The 14860-nt window shown below is 38.3% G+C and carries 11 protein-coding genes; 1 reads left to right on the top strand and 10 read right to left on the bottom strand.

Annotated features, from left to right (window positions below):
• Positions 1-38: 38 nt before the first annotated feature.
• The 3 genes from IGJ90_RS06650 to obgE all read right to left on the bottom strand — a co-directional run bounded on the left by IGJ90_RS06650 (position 39) and on the right by obgE (position 3121).
• Positions 39-1337 carry a PTS sugar transporter subunit IIC gene (locus IGJ90_RS06650; protein ID WP_250858206.1) on the bottom strand — a complete coding sequence of 433 codons (1299 nt, stop codon included), beginning with the start codon at positions 1335-1337 and terminating at the stop codon, positions 39-41.
• A 26-nt stretch (positions 1338-1363) separates the two neighbouring features.
• Positions 1364-1666: a hypothetical protein gene (locus tag IGJ90_RS06645; protein ID WP_010817272.1), complete on the bottom strand. Its 303-nt coding sequence runs from the start codon at positions 1664-1666 to the stop codon at positions 1364-1366.
• Positions 1667-1804: 138 nt separating this feature from the next.
• Positions 1805-3121 carry a GTPase ObgE gene (obgE, locus tag IGJ90_RS06640; RefSeq protein WP_002384537.1) on the bottom strand — a complete coding sequence of 439 codons (1317 nt, stop codon included), beginning with the start codon at positions 3119-3121 and terminating at the stop codon, positions 1805-1807.
• Between the two features lie 287 nt (positions 3122-3408).
• Here obgE and gap point away from each other — a divergent pair, with 287 nt between their 5' ends.
• Positions 3409-4419 (top strand): type I glyceraldehyde-3-phosphate dehydrogenase, encoded by a 1011-nt coding sequence (gene gap / locus IGJ90_RS06635; protein WP_438767833.1) that lies wholly within the window; start codon positions 3409-3411, stop codon positions 4417-4419.
• Between the two features lie 50 nt (positions 4420-4469).
• Here gap and fur read toward each other — a convergent pair whose 3' ends face one another.
• From fur to IGJ90_RS06600, 7 genes are all read right to left on the bottom strand, one after another.
• A complete protein-coding gene (fur, locus tag IGJ90_RS06630; RefSeq protein WP_002357640.1) occupies positions 4470-4919 on the bottom strand; it encodes a ferric iron uptake transcriptional regulator in 450 nt (149 codons plus the stop codon).
• Between the two features lie 115 nt (positions 4920-5034).
• Positions 5035-5916: a CvfB family protein gene (locus IGJ90_RS06625; protein ID WP_002361792.1), complete on the bottom strand. Its 882-nt coding sequence runs from the start codon at positions 5914-5916 to the stop codon at positions 5035-5037.
• A gap of 73 nt (positions 5917-5989) precedes the next feature.
• Positions 5990-8053 (bottom strand): cell division site-positioning protein MapZ family protein, encoded by a 2064-nt coding sequence (locus IGJ90_RS06620; RefSeq protein ID WP_438767830.1) that lies wholly within the window; start codon positions 8051-8053, stop codon positions 5990-5992.
• Positions 8054-8204: 151 nt separating this feature from the next.
• Positions 8205-9311 carry an RNA polymerase sigma factor RpoD gene (gene rpoD, locus IGJ90_RS06615; RefSeq protein WP_002360364.1) on the bottom strand — a complete coding sequence of 369 codons (1107 nt, stop codon included), beginning with the start codon at positions 9309-9311 and terminating at the stop codon, positions 8205-8207.
• Between the two features lie 108 nt (positions 9312-9419).
• The gene (gene dnaG / locus IGJ90_RS06610) at positions 9420-11306 is read right to left on the bottom strand and encodes a DNA primase (RefSeq protein WP_002366663.1); all 1887 of its coding nucleotides are present in this window, start codon (positions 11304-11306) and stop codon (positions 9420-9422) included.
• A 316-nt stretch (positions 11307-11622) separates the two neighbouring features.
• Positions 11623-13959, bottom strand: coding sequence for a cation-translocating P-type ATPase (locus IGJ90_RS06605; protein ID WP_002366662.1), 2337 nt, complete (start codon positions 13957-13959; stop codon positions 11623-11625).
• Between the two features lie 128 nt (positions 13960-14087).
• The gene (locus tag IGJ90_RS06600) at positions 14088-14705 is read right to left on the bottom strand and encodes a lysozyme family protein (protein WP_002357646.1); all 618 of its coding nucleotides are present in this window, start codon (positions 14703-14705) and stop codon (positions 14088-14090) included.
• Positions 14706-14860: the final 155 nt, after the last annotated feature.

Raw genomic sequence — 14860 nt, 5'->3', positions numbered from 1 at the left:
CATCACCTTTTGTTCTGGACACTAAACGGCTGCACTCTTTATTCTTCTATTTGTTTGCCTTGTTCTTTGGCAAGCTCATTTTTATCATAAGCCACAAAGAACGGATAGTAAATCAAGATGGCCACTAGAATTAAAACAATATTCAAAACAGCAGCACGCCAATCGCCACCTGTCGCCATAAAGGCGCCAATTGGCCCTGGTAAGGTCCAAGGAGCGGTAAAGACAACTTCACTTACTAAACCTAATTTTGTGGCAAACCAAGCAATCGTTGCTAAAACCATTGGTGCAAAGATAAAAGGAATCATTAAAATAGGATTTAAGACAATCGGTACACCGAAAATAACTGGCTCATTAATATTAAAAATAGACGGTGCTAAAATAGCTTTTCCTAGTTTTGAACCATATTCAGATTTTGCCCGGAAGGCTAATAATATAGCTAAACCAATTGTGGCTCCAGCACCACCAATCCAAATAAACCATTGGTAAAAAGGTTCTGCCGCAATCCGAGGTAATGCTTCGCCAGCTGCTTTAGCAGTCGTGTTTTCCTCTAATAATTGTAGCCATAGAGGACGCGCCAACGATCCTACGATTGAAGCGCCGTGAATCCCAAAGAACCAGAAAAATGTGGTTAAAAAGACTAACAACAAGACACTCAATAAAGAGTCAGCTGCTTGAACTAGTGGTCCTACTAAGTTCCCTACAAATGTGTGCCAATCAAAGCCTAAATAATAAGTGATTGAACCAATCAATAACATGACAATTAACGTCGGAGTCAACGATTCAAATGAACGAGCAACAGCAGGTGGAACGTTATCAGGCATTGTAATTTTGAACTTAGACTTATCTGTCACTCGATAGATTTCGACAGCAATAATTGACGTCACAATCCCGACAAACATCCCTGCACCACCCAAATTAGCCATTGGTAAAACAAACCCAGAAACGCCAGTTGCTTTACTGGCTTCTTCAGGAATCGCCACAGGTACTAATGTTAATAAAAAAGCAATCGTAGCCAAAATCCCTCCAGAGACTTGATCAAGATTATAAGATTTCGCTAAACTAGCGCCAATGCCAAAAGTCGCATATAACGCCATAATGTACATTGTCATTCGGTAAGGCAGTAAAATTGTAGCAGCATTACTTGTTAAAAATTGAGTAATGCCCCAAGATTCTGGTAACGGCGGAAACGCAATAATTAGAAAAAAAGAACCGACAATAATTAAAGGTAATGTCGCAATAATCCCATCCCGCACCGCACGTAAATGGCGCTGATTGGCAATTTTAGCCATTGGTCCAGCTAGATGATTTTCAATCCAAACAGTCAGTTTATCTAACATAAATAACACTCTCCTCTGTTTTTCTCTTAAAAAATAACTCCTTTAATCAGCCATAAATAAGAGATAAGCTCTAATAAAATAAGAGAAATTAAAAACAACCAAATAAAACGCTTACAAAAACCTGTTTTCGTTTCAATAAAATAATGACTATACGCTAACGCAAAAGCAATCCCAACAGGCAAAAAAATCATGGCACCAATATTAAACGGCAGATTGAAAGTCCATAATAAAACACTCGGCAACAGGACACCACATAAGAGCCCCATACTAAAAAGAAAACCGGCACTTTTAACTGAAAACTTAGGAACAATTGCTTGATTGTTTTCCATTTCAATTTCGCTCCTTTCGTTTGTTATTTTGTTACATTTAAAATTATAAGCTATTAAAAATATTATTTCAATCTATTCGCTGATTTAATACTAATTTTAAAATAAAAAACCAGTTCACTCAGTGAACTGGTTTTATGCTTATTCGACAAATTCAAATTCAAAATTACCAATCCGAACAATGTCGCCATCTTTCGCACCACGTGCTCGTAATGCCTCATCGACACCCATACCACGTAATTGACGTGCAAAACGCATTACTGTTTCATCATGATCGAAATTCGTCATTTCAAATAATTTTTCTAATTTTTCACCAGATAAAACCCATGAAGCATCTGGTTCACGATCAATCGTAAATTCTGGACCTTCTGGTTGGAAGCCATAACGAACGGTTTCTTCCTCTACCACTTCATCTTCATATAATGGGAATTCAGGCGTTACTTCCAACAAGTCAGCTGTTGCATTTAATAAAGGTTCAATACCTTTACGAGTAACCCCAGAGATTGGGAAAATAGGTAGCTCATCAGCATACTCATCTGTGCGTTCCTTCGCAAGTTGCTCTTTAAATTTCGCTAAATTCTCTTCTGCTTCAGGCATGTCCATTTTATTGGCAACAATAATTTGAGGTCGCTCCATCAAACGTAAATTGTGTGAAGCCAATTCTTTATTGATTGCCAAATAATCTTCATAAGGATCGCGTCCTTCCATGCCACTCATATCAATGACATGTAAAATAACACGCGTCCGTTCAATGTGGCGTAAGAACTGTGTTCCTAAGCCGACACCTTGAGAAGCTCCTTCAATTAAGCCTGGCAAATCTGCTGCAGCGAAGCTTCGACCATCACTAGTAGTCACCATCCCTAAGTTTGGAACTAACGTCGTAAAATGATAGGCACCAATTTTCGGACGTGCGGATGAGATAACAGAGAGTAACGTTGATTTTCCTACAGAAGGAAACCCAACTAACCCAACATCTGCTAAAACTTTTAATTCTAATTCGATTTTACGTTCTTGACCCGGTTCGCCGTTTTCGGCAATTTCTGGTGCAGGGTTTCTTGGGGAAGCAAAGCGAATATTCCCGCGACCACCGCGTCCGCCTTTTGCTACTACTAAGGTCTGACCATTCTCAATTAAATCCCCAATTAAAGCTCCAGTTTCTGCATCACGAACTGTTGTACCTGGTGGAACTTTGACAAGTAAATCTTCTGAACCACGACCGTGCATTCCTTTACTCATACCATTTTCTCCAGGTGTCGCCTTAAAATGACGATTAAACCGGAAATCCATTAATGTGCGTAATCCTTCTTCAACAACTAAAACAACGTCGCCACCGCGACCGCCATCACCACCAGCGGGACCCCCGTCTGGTACATATTTTTCTCTACGGAAAGCAACCATTCCGTCGCCGCCTTTACCAGCTTTGACATCAATCGTCACTTGATCTAAAAACATGGACATATAATTTGTCCTCCTATTCTACTTCTACTATCTTTAATCACCTCAAAAAGCGTGATTCGAAAGTCTTTATTATTGTATCGGGAAAACAACCGTTTGTCTAGCAATTCTAGTTAGTTATCGTTGGAAAAAGCAAAATTTCTCATGAATCTTTCGCTTTCTTTTTGTCGCTTCGCTATCAGTCTTTTGACAAAAAAATTTTAGAGGTTCATACTATAGATAGTTGAAGAAAATCACTTTTTCAGCAAGGGTCCAAAGAAACACAAACATCTAAAGGAGGAATTTTTGTTATGACAGTCAAAGTAGGAATTAACGGTTTTGGAAGAATTGGTCGTTTAGCCTTTCGCCGAATAAAAGAAGTTTCTGATGATATTGAAGTTGTGGCAATCAATGATTTGACTAGCCCAACAATGTTGGCTCACTTATTACAATTTGACTCTACGCATGGCACCTATACTGGCACCGTGACAGCCACTGAAAATGGCATTGTTGTTGACGGCGAAGAAACCCGTGTCTACGCAGAACCAGATGCAAGTAAAATCCCTTGGGTTAAAGAAAACGGAGTAGACATTGTCCTTGAATGTACAGGTTTTTATACCTCTGAAGAAAAAGCACAAGCTCATTTAGATGCAGGTGTGAAACGTGTGGTTATCTCTGCTCCTGCAGGCGCAATGAAAACAATCGTTTATAACGTCAATGATGATACACTTGATGCCAACGATAAAATCATTTCTGCCGGCTCATGTACGACAAACTGTCTAGCACCGATGGCTTACTTTTTAAATAATGAATTTGGTATTGAAGTTGGTACCATGACAACTGTTCATGCCTACACATCAACACAAATGCTATTAGATGGCCCTGTTCGTGGCGGAAATCTTCGTGCGGCACGCTCTGCTGCAGACAATACTATTCCCCATTCAACTGGTGCTGCTAAAGCAATTGGCTTAGTTATTCCAGAACTTAATGGAAAATTACAAGGCCATGCCCAACGTGTTCCCGTTGTGGATGGATCTTTAACAGAATTAGTTAGCATTTTAAAAACAAAAGTAACAGCTGATCAAGTAAATGAAGCAATGAAAAAACACACCATTGATAACCCTTCTTTCGGTTATGATGATCGTGAAATTGTTTCTGGAGACATAATCGGCACGACAGAAGGTTCGATTTTTGACCCAACGCAAACAGAAGTAACGACAGCTGGCGATTTCCAATTAGTGAAAACTGTGGCTTGGTATGACAATGAATATGGTTTTACTTGCCAAATGATTCGCTTATTGGAAAAATTCGCTAATTTATAATTCCAATGAATAAAAAACTGCCTTGCATAAATTAATGCAAGGCAGTTTTTTTAATGTTTACTTTGACAACTTTGACAAATACCATGAAAAGTTAGGCGATGATCTTTGACTAAAAAATGATACCGACTTTCAACAATTTGCTCTACTTCACCAAGCAAGTCTTCTTCCACTTCCTCAATTGTGCCACATTCTAAGCATAACAAATGGTGGTGAAAGTGTTTGGCGCCTTCTTTTCTTAAATCATAGCGAGCTAAACCATCGTTAAAGCTCACTTTATCAACGACTTTTAAGTCTGTTAAAATTTCTAGCGTTCGATAGACTGTTGCTAGACCAATTTCCGGACTTTTTTGTTTTACCAAGAAGTAAATTTCTTCTGCTGATAAATGATCTTTTTCATTTTCCAATAATACAAGTACGGTTGCTTCCCGTTGTGGTGTTAATTTAAAGCCTGATTCATGTAATTGTTTTTTTGTCTTTTTTAAAGCAGCAGTCGAATCCATTATTACAGCTCCTTGTTTAGAATGATTACAAATTAAGAAACCTAATTTATCAATCAAATTAAAATAATTATAAAAGAAATAACTGTAATTTGCAAGATATTCTCAATTAGCTACCTTAATTTTTTTCTTTTGATTGTTCCAACGAGCCAATTAGAATTGTTTTACCATCTTCTTGTTTAATTAATTTTTGTTTCATTAAATGGCCTAAGGCGCGTTTAAATTGAGCTTTACTAATGCCAAAGGTTTGTTTAATTTCATCAGGGCTTGATTTATCGGTGAAAGGAATTTGGTGATCGTTTGCTCTTTCTAAGAAAGTTAGAATCATTAACGCATCATCGCTGATTACTTCATGACTTCTTGGTTTTAATGAAAGATTCAATACGCCGTCCGGCCGCACGCCAATCACACGTCCCACTACTTTTTCACCTAAACGTGGTTCCTGGAATCGTTCAGAAGGATGGATAAATCCAATGTATAAATCATCAGTTAAAATATACGTTCCTGCAAGTTTCAGACGATACACATGCCCAGTTAAGTTTTGGTTTTGCATTTCAGCATTCCCGCGTTTTGCCATGGCTTTAAAAACTTTTTCATCTGCTAATTCGCCCCAAATGCGGTCTTTACTGTCCACTTTTAAAGTAACCATTACTCGGTCTTCTTTTTTAGGCCAAAGTTCCCGCATGGTTGGTAATTCATCCAACGAAATAACGACATCTTTATCTGGTAAGCCAACATCCACAAAGACACCTAAATCACGTCTCGTTCCTGTGACAGTACCAAAGCCATAGCTACCAATGCGCACAGTAGGAATTGTAGTTGTCAGTGCTGGCTCTTGTTTTTGATTTAAATAACCAAACCCTTCTACAGCCTCCCCTATAGCATGCGTACCTTCTTCTTTTTTTAAACGGAATGTGATGCCATTTTTTTGAACAAAATAAAATTGTTCATTTTCATCGACCACAATGCCGGTAAATGTTGTTGCTAGTAATTCTCTCATTTATCATTAACTCCTCAAGGAAAATCAATCGAACAAAAGATTTCCGCTTTTGTTCGATTGTTTCTATTTTCTTTTATTGCCCTGCATTACGAGAAGCGTTCCCTTTGAACCAACCTGTTTTAGCATTGATTGTAACTAAATACATGTGAACATTTTTCTCTGTAGTGCCTTCTAATAATTTTGATTGATTGTTTGTTGCATAAAGATTGTAGTAACCTTCGCCATTCACAATTTTGGCAGGTTCTAAAGAATATCCACCAGGAACCACATAGCCACGAGCAATCACTGTGTCTAAGACTTTTTCTTTCACACCTGGTGCCCATGTCCACGCTGGATTGCTACTATCAGCGATATCGGCAGCATCTGGCGCATAAAGCGGACTAGTGTACACCCCGTCACTGTTCGGTGCCGTGTAGCCATTCGCTTCTGTTTTTGCTGTTTCTTCCTTCTTAGCGTTCTCTTTTTTCGCGGCAGCAGCTTGTTTCGCTTGTTCTTCTGCTTGTTTTGCTTGCTCTGCGGCAGCTTGTTCTTCTGCAATTCTTTTCTGTTCTTCTTCAACCTTGGTTAACGCTTGGTCAGCTGTCTTGACTTGTTTGACCAGTTCTTTTTTCAGCTTATCACTTATTACTTTATCTACTTCTGCCTTAGCAGCTTGATACGTGTCTCGATTCAGCTGATTGGTAGTTTTTCCATCTTTATAAATGACCTCGACTGCTTTTTTAGCTTTTTGTAATTGGTTGTATTGTTGGTTCGCTTGATCGATTGCTTGGTTCATCAATTGGTCAAATGGATTATTTCCTGTTAATTTCTTTACGGAAATTGGTTGATCAGCAGCTAGAATCGCCGGTTTCAACTCATTGCCATTGACAATCGGCGCCTCAAATAATTGGTTGATTTGTTGAATGGTTTGTTGCTTCTCTTTCAATGTTTGAATTTGTTTATTTAATTGAGAATACTCTTCTGAATCTTTAATTTCCGCGACTTGTTTTGAGAGTTTTTCTGGACTAACAGTCACCATATCTGGTTTAATAAAAACTTGCTCCTTCGTGGTATAAAAGGCTGCTAGTTCATCTTTCAGTGTATCTGTTTTCTTGGTTAGTGCCGCCGCCTCTTGCGCGGCAGCTTTTTGCGTTTGATCATGATACGCCCAAGCACTACCTCCAGCTAATAAAACAACCGCAAGCGCAACAAAAGCCACTTTTTTTGATGGTTTCTTCGGAGCAGGCGCTGGTTGAGTATTCCCAGTTTCATTCATCGGTGGTATCACACCTGAATCTGAAACTTTTTCCTCGGTTGTATCAGCTTCGCTCGGTTCCTCTAGCGACGCTGCACTTGTTAGCCCTTCTTCAGAATCTGAAATGGATTCAGTTGGTGTTTCGGCTTGGGTTAATACTGCCTCACCGCTGTTTTCTAACTCTTGGGTCTCTGCTGTTTCTTCTAATGGATTTTCAGACATTTCTGTATCTGCTCGATGCGCTTGAATATAAGCTTGCAAAGTTTCGTTTGGTGTTACATCTTGATCTTCTATCGGTGGTTGTGAAAAAATTTCTTCTTCAGAAGTAGTAGAGATAACTTCAGTTCCTGAAATCTCTGTTAAAGCTTCCTCTTCTGATTTCACTGTCTCAGATACCTCAGCTGTTTCTTCTTCAACAGTAGTTGTTTCTTCTGTTGTTTCCTCTAAATTAACTGCTTCGTCCGTTGCTAGTTTTTCTTCTGTTGAATGAGTAGGCGTCGCTTCTGTCGCTGGTATCGTTTCCTCCACCGAATCATGAGTCTCCTCACTAGCCCCTTCTTGAAGCGATGCTTCTAGACCAGAAACATCCTCTGAATCAGAGACTATTAAGTTATCTTCTGTCGACTCTTCTTTTTTGTCATCATTACTTTCTTCTTCTGGTGATTCGCCAAACAGTTCCATCACATGGCCTAAGCTCATATCTTTTAACTCAGACCATTCAATATTCTCATTTAATTGATCTTCATGTTGTTCATTTTCCTGTGTTTTAAAATCTATATTTGTTGAAGTCGTTTCCGCTTCTTCTTTATCAACTGTTGTGTCAGTTAGTGAATAGCCACATGTTGGGCAGGTCGTTAATTCTGCATCGAATTCGTTCCCACACTTCGGACATTTCTTTGTCATTCTTCCGCCTCACATTCTGCTAATATTCCATTACTTCTAATTTACCACAACTTGCGCCTTCTTCCAATAACTAGCAATGACATTTAGAGACTTTTTAAAAAACAAAAGCGGCTCTTCTCGCATGCACGAAAAGAGCCGCTAAACGGTATGTTTATTCTAAAAAGTCTTTTAATTGTTTTGAACGAGAAGGATGTCTTAGTTTTCTCAACGCTTTTGCTTCAATTTGACGAATACGTTCGCGAGTGACACCGAAAACTTTTCCGACTTCTTCTAGCGTACGTGTCCGACCATCATCTAAACCAAAACGTAAACGTAAAACATTTTCTTCACGGTCTGTTAAAGTATCCAGAACATCTTCTAGTTGTTCTTTTAACAATTCATAAGCTGCATGTTCAGCAGGACTGGTAGCATCTTGGTCTTCAATGAAATCACCTAAATGTGAATCATCTTCTTCACCAATTGGTGTTTCTAAAGAGACTGGCTCTTGTGCGATTTTTAGGATTTCACGAACTTTTTCTGTTGGTAAATCCATTTCCGCACCAATTTCTTCTGGCGTTGGTTCTCTACCTAAATCTTGCAATAGTTGGCGTTGAATCCGAATCAATTTATTGATTGTCTCAACCATGTGAACAGGAATTCGAATCGTTCTAGCTTGGTCCGCAATTGCCCGCGTAATCGCTTGACGAATCCACCAAGTAGCATACGTAGAGAATTTGAACCCTTTACGGTAGTCAAATTTTTCAACAGCTTTCATTAAGCCCATATTACCTTCTTGAATTAAATCCAAGAATTGCATACCACGACCTACATATCGTTTGGCAATTGAAACAACCAAACGTAAGTTGGCTTCTGCTAAACGTTGTTTTGCTTCTTGATCGCCTTCTTCAATTTTAAGTGCCAATTCAACTTCTTCTGCGGCAGTTAATAATTGAACGCGCCCAATTTCTTTTAGGTACATACGCACGGGATCATTAATTTTAACACCTGTTGGCGCAGATAAGTCTTCTGCTTGGGCCTTTTCCGCTTCTTTTTCATCTTTTTTCAAGCTATGTTCACTTGGGTCTCCATTTTCATCGACCACGCTGATACCAGCATCTTCAACTTTTTGGATCAATTTTTCCATAGCTTCTGCATCCAAAGTATACGGTGTGGCTAATTGATTCGCTAAATCATCATAAACCACTGTTCCTTTAGGCTTGTTTTCTTTGATAAATGCTGCCACTGCAGCTTCATATTTTTTACTTGTTTCTTTTTCCATGAAAGAAGGCCCCCTTCATTTTTCGGTTCACGCTTGAAATAACTGATAAATCACTGGGACTTATCAAAATAAAATGAACAAAACGCTTAGTTCTATTCATTATATTGCTTAAGTAAATGTTCGTTGAGCTTTAAGCTGTCGAGCCAATTGGATAATCTCCATTGTTAATTCGGCTTCAAGCTGTTGGTTGCCCACTCGTTTTGCTTCTTGCTGTTGAATCTTTTTCTGCTCAATTGCCTCTGCAATACTTGATAAGGCAATTACATGTAATAAATCGGCAACTTCTCGCTCAGAGCTTTCTTCCGATAAATTCTGATACGCAATTTCAATTGCTAATTGTTTGGTTTGATTATCTTGCAAGAAATTAATAAAATCGGCAATGTCGAAACTTTGATGCAGTGTCGCATAACTTTCTAGCAAGAAATATAATTCTTGGTATTCATCATGAGCGAACGAAAAATCTGGCAATTGTTGAACGGTTTGCCGTACTCCTTGTTCATTCATTAAACGAAATAATAAAGAACGTTCTGCTTTTTGAACTTGTGTTAACGGTAACTTGTTCTGGACGTGATTCTCTTCAAAAACAGGTTCTTCCATTGGTGGTGGCATCATTTCATCTTGATAAAATTGTTGCCTTTCTTGCCGTTGGACTGAACGTTGCTCTTGCTTCAATTGATTGAATTGTTCTTCTAAACTATGAACAGAAAGTTGAAATTCCTGAGCAATTTGGTTTAAATAACGATCACGTTCCAAGGGAGATTGAACATTGGTTAACTCCCGTAACAATTCGTTCACATAATCCAATTGTTCTTTTTCGTTATTCATGTTTCTAGTTAACCGATGATAATTCATTTTAAAACTAAAAACTGTTTCTCGGCCATGATTGGCTAAATTTTGAAAAGCTTCTGCGCCATATTTCCGCACATATTCATCAGGATCCAGCTTTTCAGGGATGCTGACAATACTCAAGTCAAAATGACTGTTTTCTTGCAATAATTGAATCGCGCGGTTTGTGGCTTTAACACCGGCATTATCGCCATCGTAACAAATAACTACTTCCTTAGCGACCCGTTCCAAACGCCGAATTTGTTCATTGGTCAAACTAGTCCCCATTGAAGCCACGCCACTTTTTACGCCTGATTGCCAAGCAGCGATAACATCCATGAATCCTTCAAAAAGCAAGACTGTATTTTCTTTACGAATTTCTTTTCTGGCTTTATCAAAGTTAAACAGCGTTTCTCGCTTATTAAAAAGTGTTGTTTCAGGACTATTCAAGTATTTAGGCATCTCATCCCCTGGAAAATCAGCTGTTTTTAACAAGCGACCAGAAAAGGCGATGACATTGCCTTGGGGATCATTAATTGGAAACATGATTCGTTGATAGAAACGATCCAAAAACGTACCGTTATCTCTTTGGACAAACAGCCCAGAAGGCTCAAAAAGCGTTTCATCCAGTTGTTCATTTTTAAAAACTTGACTTAAGAAATCACGTTTTTGCGGCGCAAATCCAATTTGAAAGGTCTCAATTAGTTCTTGTGTTAATCCCCGCTCTAATAAATAGTTTAATGCGGGTTCGCCAATTTTAGTATTCACTAAAATATGATGGTAAAGTTCTGCGGCTTTACTATGCAGTTGTAACAAACTCCGTTTTTGTTGGTTTTCTGGGGTATCCGCTACTTCACGCGGCTCTGACCAATCAAAGTCCACAGATAAATGTTCCAAATCTGCAACACGTTTCACGGATTCTGGAAAACTAATGCCTTCAATTTCTTGCAAGAAATTAAAAACAGTTCCACCTTTCCCGCAGCCAAAACAGTGAAAAATTTGTTTGTCTTCTGCTACTGAAAATGAAGGGGAACGTTCTTCGTGAAACGGACATAAACCCATATAATTTTTACCGGATTTTTTTAACTGGACATACTGCCCAATAATATCTACTATATTCGTTCGGTGACGAACTTCCTCAATGACTTCCTGAGGAATGCGTTGTGCCATTGTCCTCACCTCCTAAGAATAGCATTGTGCTAACTCATGTGATTGACCGTTTAAAAAACGCACTGTCATTTCAGTGCGAATTCCAATGGACACATTTACACATGATTTATTGTATCACATAATCTCTGTTTTTCAAGTATCTTGTTTCAACTCAACAAAAAAAGAAAGTATCTAGGACAAAAGTCATCCTGACTCCTGCCCCAGACACTAACTCTTAAAATAATCAGTTAAACATCAAGCTTGCTCCGACTTCCTTCAAGATTTAAAGAAGAACTGCATTTCTGGAGACGAATGCTTTTAGATCAACCTCTGCTTTTTATAAATCTTTAATTGTTTTTCCAGCACGTTTCATTTGTACGAAACCAATTGCTACACGCACCACAATATTAATGGCCATCATAATAAAGAAGAGACCCATTGTTTGCGAAGTTAAGAAACCAATTTCTAAAATGTTGTGGAATAACATAGCTGCTACATAAATACCAATAATGGTACTGAAAACCAAGAAAATGCGTAATGGATTTAAAGGCAGACATGCTCGAACAACAGCCATACAGCTAATTCCAACTAATAAATAATACATTAACGTCGTGGTGTCTAAAGAAGAAAATCCTTGATTTTGTCCAATCAGATAAACAGCAATGATATTCGCTACAACTAAAAGCGCATTAACAGACGCATTTTTCAAAGCCGTTGGTAAAAACTTCCCGACAACTTTTCGTTTGTCCCCTTCGAAAGATAAGAAGAAGGCTGGATATCCTTCAATTGCTAAATCAATCAAGGTCACTTGAATCGGAATGAACGGGAACGCAATGGCTGTTAAGGCACAAATGATTGAGAGAATAAACGAATAAATCGTTTTAATGAAGAAAACGCTGGAAACTCGGGTTACATTATTTACCACACGTCGTCCTTCAAACAAGACATCTGGTAACGTTGTAAAATCAGAATCTAGCAAAACTAGATTAGAAATTTGCCGAGTAGCGCCATCTCCTTCTGCCATGGCGATACTACAATCCGCTTCTCGTAACGCTAAAACATCGTTGACGCCATCGCCGGTCATCGCCACCACATGCTCTGTGTCTTTCAACTCACGCACAATGGTTCGTTTTTGCTGAGGCGATACACGTCCGAACACTGTGTATTGCTGAACCGCTTCTCGCACTTCTGCTTCTGTCGTTTTGGTCGACAAATCAATATAAGACTCATAACCGGGTAGCCCAGCACGACGAGCAATATTTGAAACAGTTACCGGATTATCACCAGAAATTACTTTTAAGTCGATTCCTTCTTCTTTTAGATAAGCCAGTGTTTCTTTGGCATTTTGGCGAATTGGATCATCAATTTCTAGAATCGCTAATGGCTCTAAATAAGGCATTTTTGTTTCGTTTAACGGTTGTTGCTCCGCAATAGCTAACATCAAGACGCGATACCCATTCTCTTGTGCTGTAAAAACAGCTTCCGGCAACCGACTATCGTCTACCAAACGCTCAGGAGCCCCTAAATAAACCGTCCCAATTTCTGGAAATTCAATAGCTCCCCATTTTCGTTCAGAAGAAAAAGCCAAGACTTCTTTTGCGCCAAATCGATTGGATACTTCATAATGATCACGAATTGCTTGCATTGTAATATTATTATCTGTACTTTCAGATAGGTAGCTTCCGATAATCTGCGGGAAGAGTTCTTCATATTTGTCATGCAAGATAATCGCCTTTTGCACTTTCATTTTACCTTCTGTAATCGTTCCAGTTTTATCTAAACACAAAGTGTCCACATGGGCCAATGTTTCAATTGAGTACATATCTTGTACTAGAATACGTTTTTTGGCTAACTTAATGACACCTGTTGTCAGCGCAATACTAATTAATAGTACTAATCCTTTTGGTAACATCCCTAACAAAGCAGCTGCAGAAGCAACAACAGATGTTTTAATGCCAGCATCTCTTAGCCAAAAAGCTTCAACAAATAAAATAATCCCTAGAGGAATAATCACCCAACTTGTAAATTTAGAGACTTTACGAATCGAATTGACTAACTCTGATTGAATTGGTTTATGCACTTTAGCTTCTTGGGTGATTTTCACAGCATAGTTTTCGGCACCAACGTGGATAACACGGGCATAGGCTTGTCCGCTAACAATGAAACTTCCAGAAAGCAAGGTATCGCCGATTTCCTTTTCAATTAAATCTGATTCACCTGTTAACAACGCTTCATTCGCTTCGACTTTACCGTCAATAACTTCCATATCAGAAGGAACTTGTTCCCCTGCAGAGATAATAACAATATCTTCCATAACTAGTTCTTTTGTATCAATTTCTTGTTGTACACCATTTCGAACAACATGAACATTTTCTTTTGCCACAATAGATAATTTTTGAACTAAATTACGGGCATGAATTTCTTGGAAAATCCCGATTGACATGTTCACAATAATAATCGCTAAGAAAGCCAGATTGGAATACGCTCCGACAAATAGTAAACAAACAGCGATTGCAAAGTTTAAAAAGTTGAATAACGTCATGACGTTATCAAAAATAATATCTTTTGTAGATTTCGCTACATTTTCCTCATAATTATTTTGAAGGCCTAACTCTTTCTGCTTGGCAACTTCTTCTGTACTTAACCCTTTTTTCAGGTCGACTTTATTCAACATCCAGCTCTTTCCCTACCTTTTCAATTAATCAGTTACATCCCTTCTAGTTTACTTGCATTTTCATGAAACTGCAAGAAAAGCCTAAAAAATTCCTGTAAGTTGAAAGAATTCTTTAGACTTTTCTCGTTTTAATTTAACTTTTCAATAAACCAACGATTCATTTTGACAATTTCCGCATAGAACATATTGCCACCATTTTGATAAAGGTAACCACCATTGTAAACTAACGCTTGCCAACGATAATAACGATATTTCGTATTTTGGTCATTCCCTAACAACGGTGAAAGGACTTCTCTTGAATATTCTTCTGCTAATTCTGTCGTGTGTTTCCCGCCGCGTTCTTTAACAAACTGAATATAATCCAGTCCATAATTATATGCTTGTACGCCTGTCCATTCATCACAGCCAGCTTCTTTTGCTTTCGCTAACGCTTCCGCGAGAAATTTGACCCCATGTGCGATACTTTCCTCTGGTGTTTCAATCACTTCTTGTTGTCCATAAACACTTTCACTGCTCTGCATAATATCGCCAGATTTCCCTTTAGATTCTGTATAGATAATCGCTAAAGCTAATGTTTTGTATTCAGGTATTTTATTTTTTTTGACTTCTGCTTCTACTTGTTTTTCAAAGGTCATTACCGTTTCAACATTTTGATGTATTTTATAGCCAAGATAGCCAAGACCAGCAACTAAACCAACAAACAAAAGTAGCATGATTTTATAAATTATTTTTCTTACTCTACGCATCGAATCATCCAAACTTTTTCTTTTAAGATACGTTCTATGTTACTTGAAATAACTGAAAAAAGCGAAGTTTTTGTTACTTCTTTAGTTTTATTTAATAAAAGTAACTTTTTTGTGAACAAACCGTAACTTCGCAAGATTGAACGTTTTCACCTAGA

The organism is Enterococcus sp. AZ129 (assembly GCF_051714505.1).
Lineage (GTDB): Bacteria > Bacillota > Bacilli > Lactobacillales > Enterococcaceae > Enterococcus > Enterococcus faecalis.
This window is presented reverse-complemented; position numbering and strand designations above follow the sequence as displayed.

Bases quoted from the DNA above. Each gene is read 5' to 3' on its own strand.
- IGJ90_RS06650 (WP_250858206.1), bottom strand. From the start codon at position 1,337: ATGTTAGATAAACTGACTGTTTGGATTGAAAATCATCTAGCTGGACCA.
- IGJ90_RS06645 (WP_010817272.1), bottom strand. From the start codon at position 1,666: ATGGAAAACAATCAAGCAATTGTTCCTAAGTTTTCAGTTAAAAGTGCC.
- obgE (WP_002384537.1), bottom strand. From the start codon at position 3,121: ATGTCCATGTTTTTAGATCAAGTGACGATTGATGTCAAAGCTGGTAAA.
- gap (WP_438767833.1), top strand. From the start codon at position 3,409: ATGACAGTCAAAGTAGGAATTAACGGTTTTGGAAGAATTGGTCGTTTA.
- fur (WP_002357640.1), bottom strand. From the start codon at position 4,919: ATGGATTCGACTGCTGCTTTAAAAAAGACAAAAAAACAATTACATGAA.
- IGJ90_RS06625 (WP_002361792.1), bottom strand. From the start codon at position 5,916: ATGAGAGAATTACTAGCAACAACATTTACCGGCATTGTGGTCGATGAA.
- IGJ90_RS06620 (WP_438767830.1), bottom strand. From the start codon at position 8,053: ATGACAAAGAAATGTCCGAAGTGTGGGAACGAATTCGATGCAGAATTA.
- rpoD (WP_002360364.1), bottom strand. From the start codon at position 9,311: ATGGAAAAAGAAACAAGTAAAAAATATGAAGCTGCAGTGGCAGCATTT.
- dnaG (WP_002366663.1), bottom strand. From the start codon at position 11,306: ATGGCACAACGCATTCCTCAGGAAGTCATTGAGGAAGTTCGTCACCGA.
- IGJ90_RS06605 (WP_002366662.1), bottom strand. From the start codon at position 13,959: ATGTTGAATAAAGTCGACCTGAAAAAAGGGTTAAGTACAGAAGAAGTT.
- IGJ90_RS06600 (WP_002357646.1), bottom strand. From the start codon at position 14,705: ATGCGTAGAGTAAGAAAAATAATTTATAAAATCATGCTACTTTTGTTT.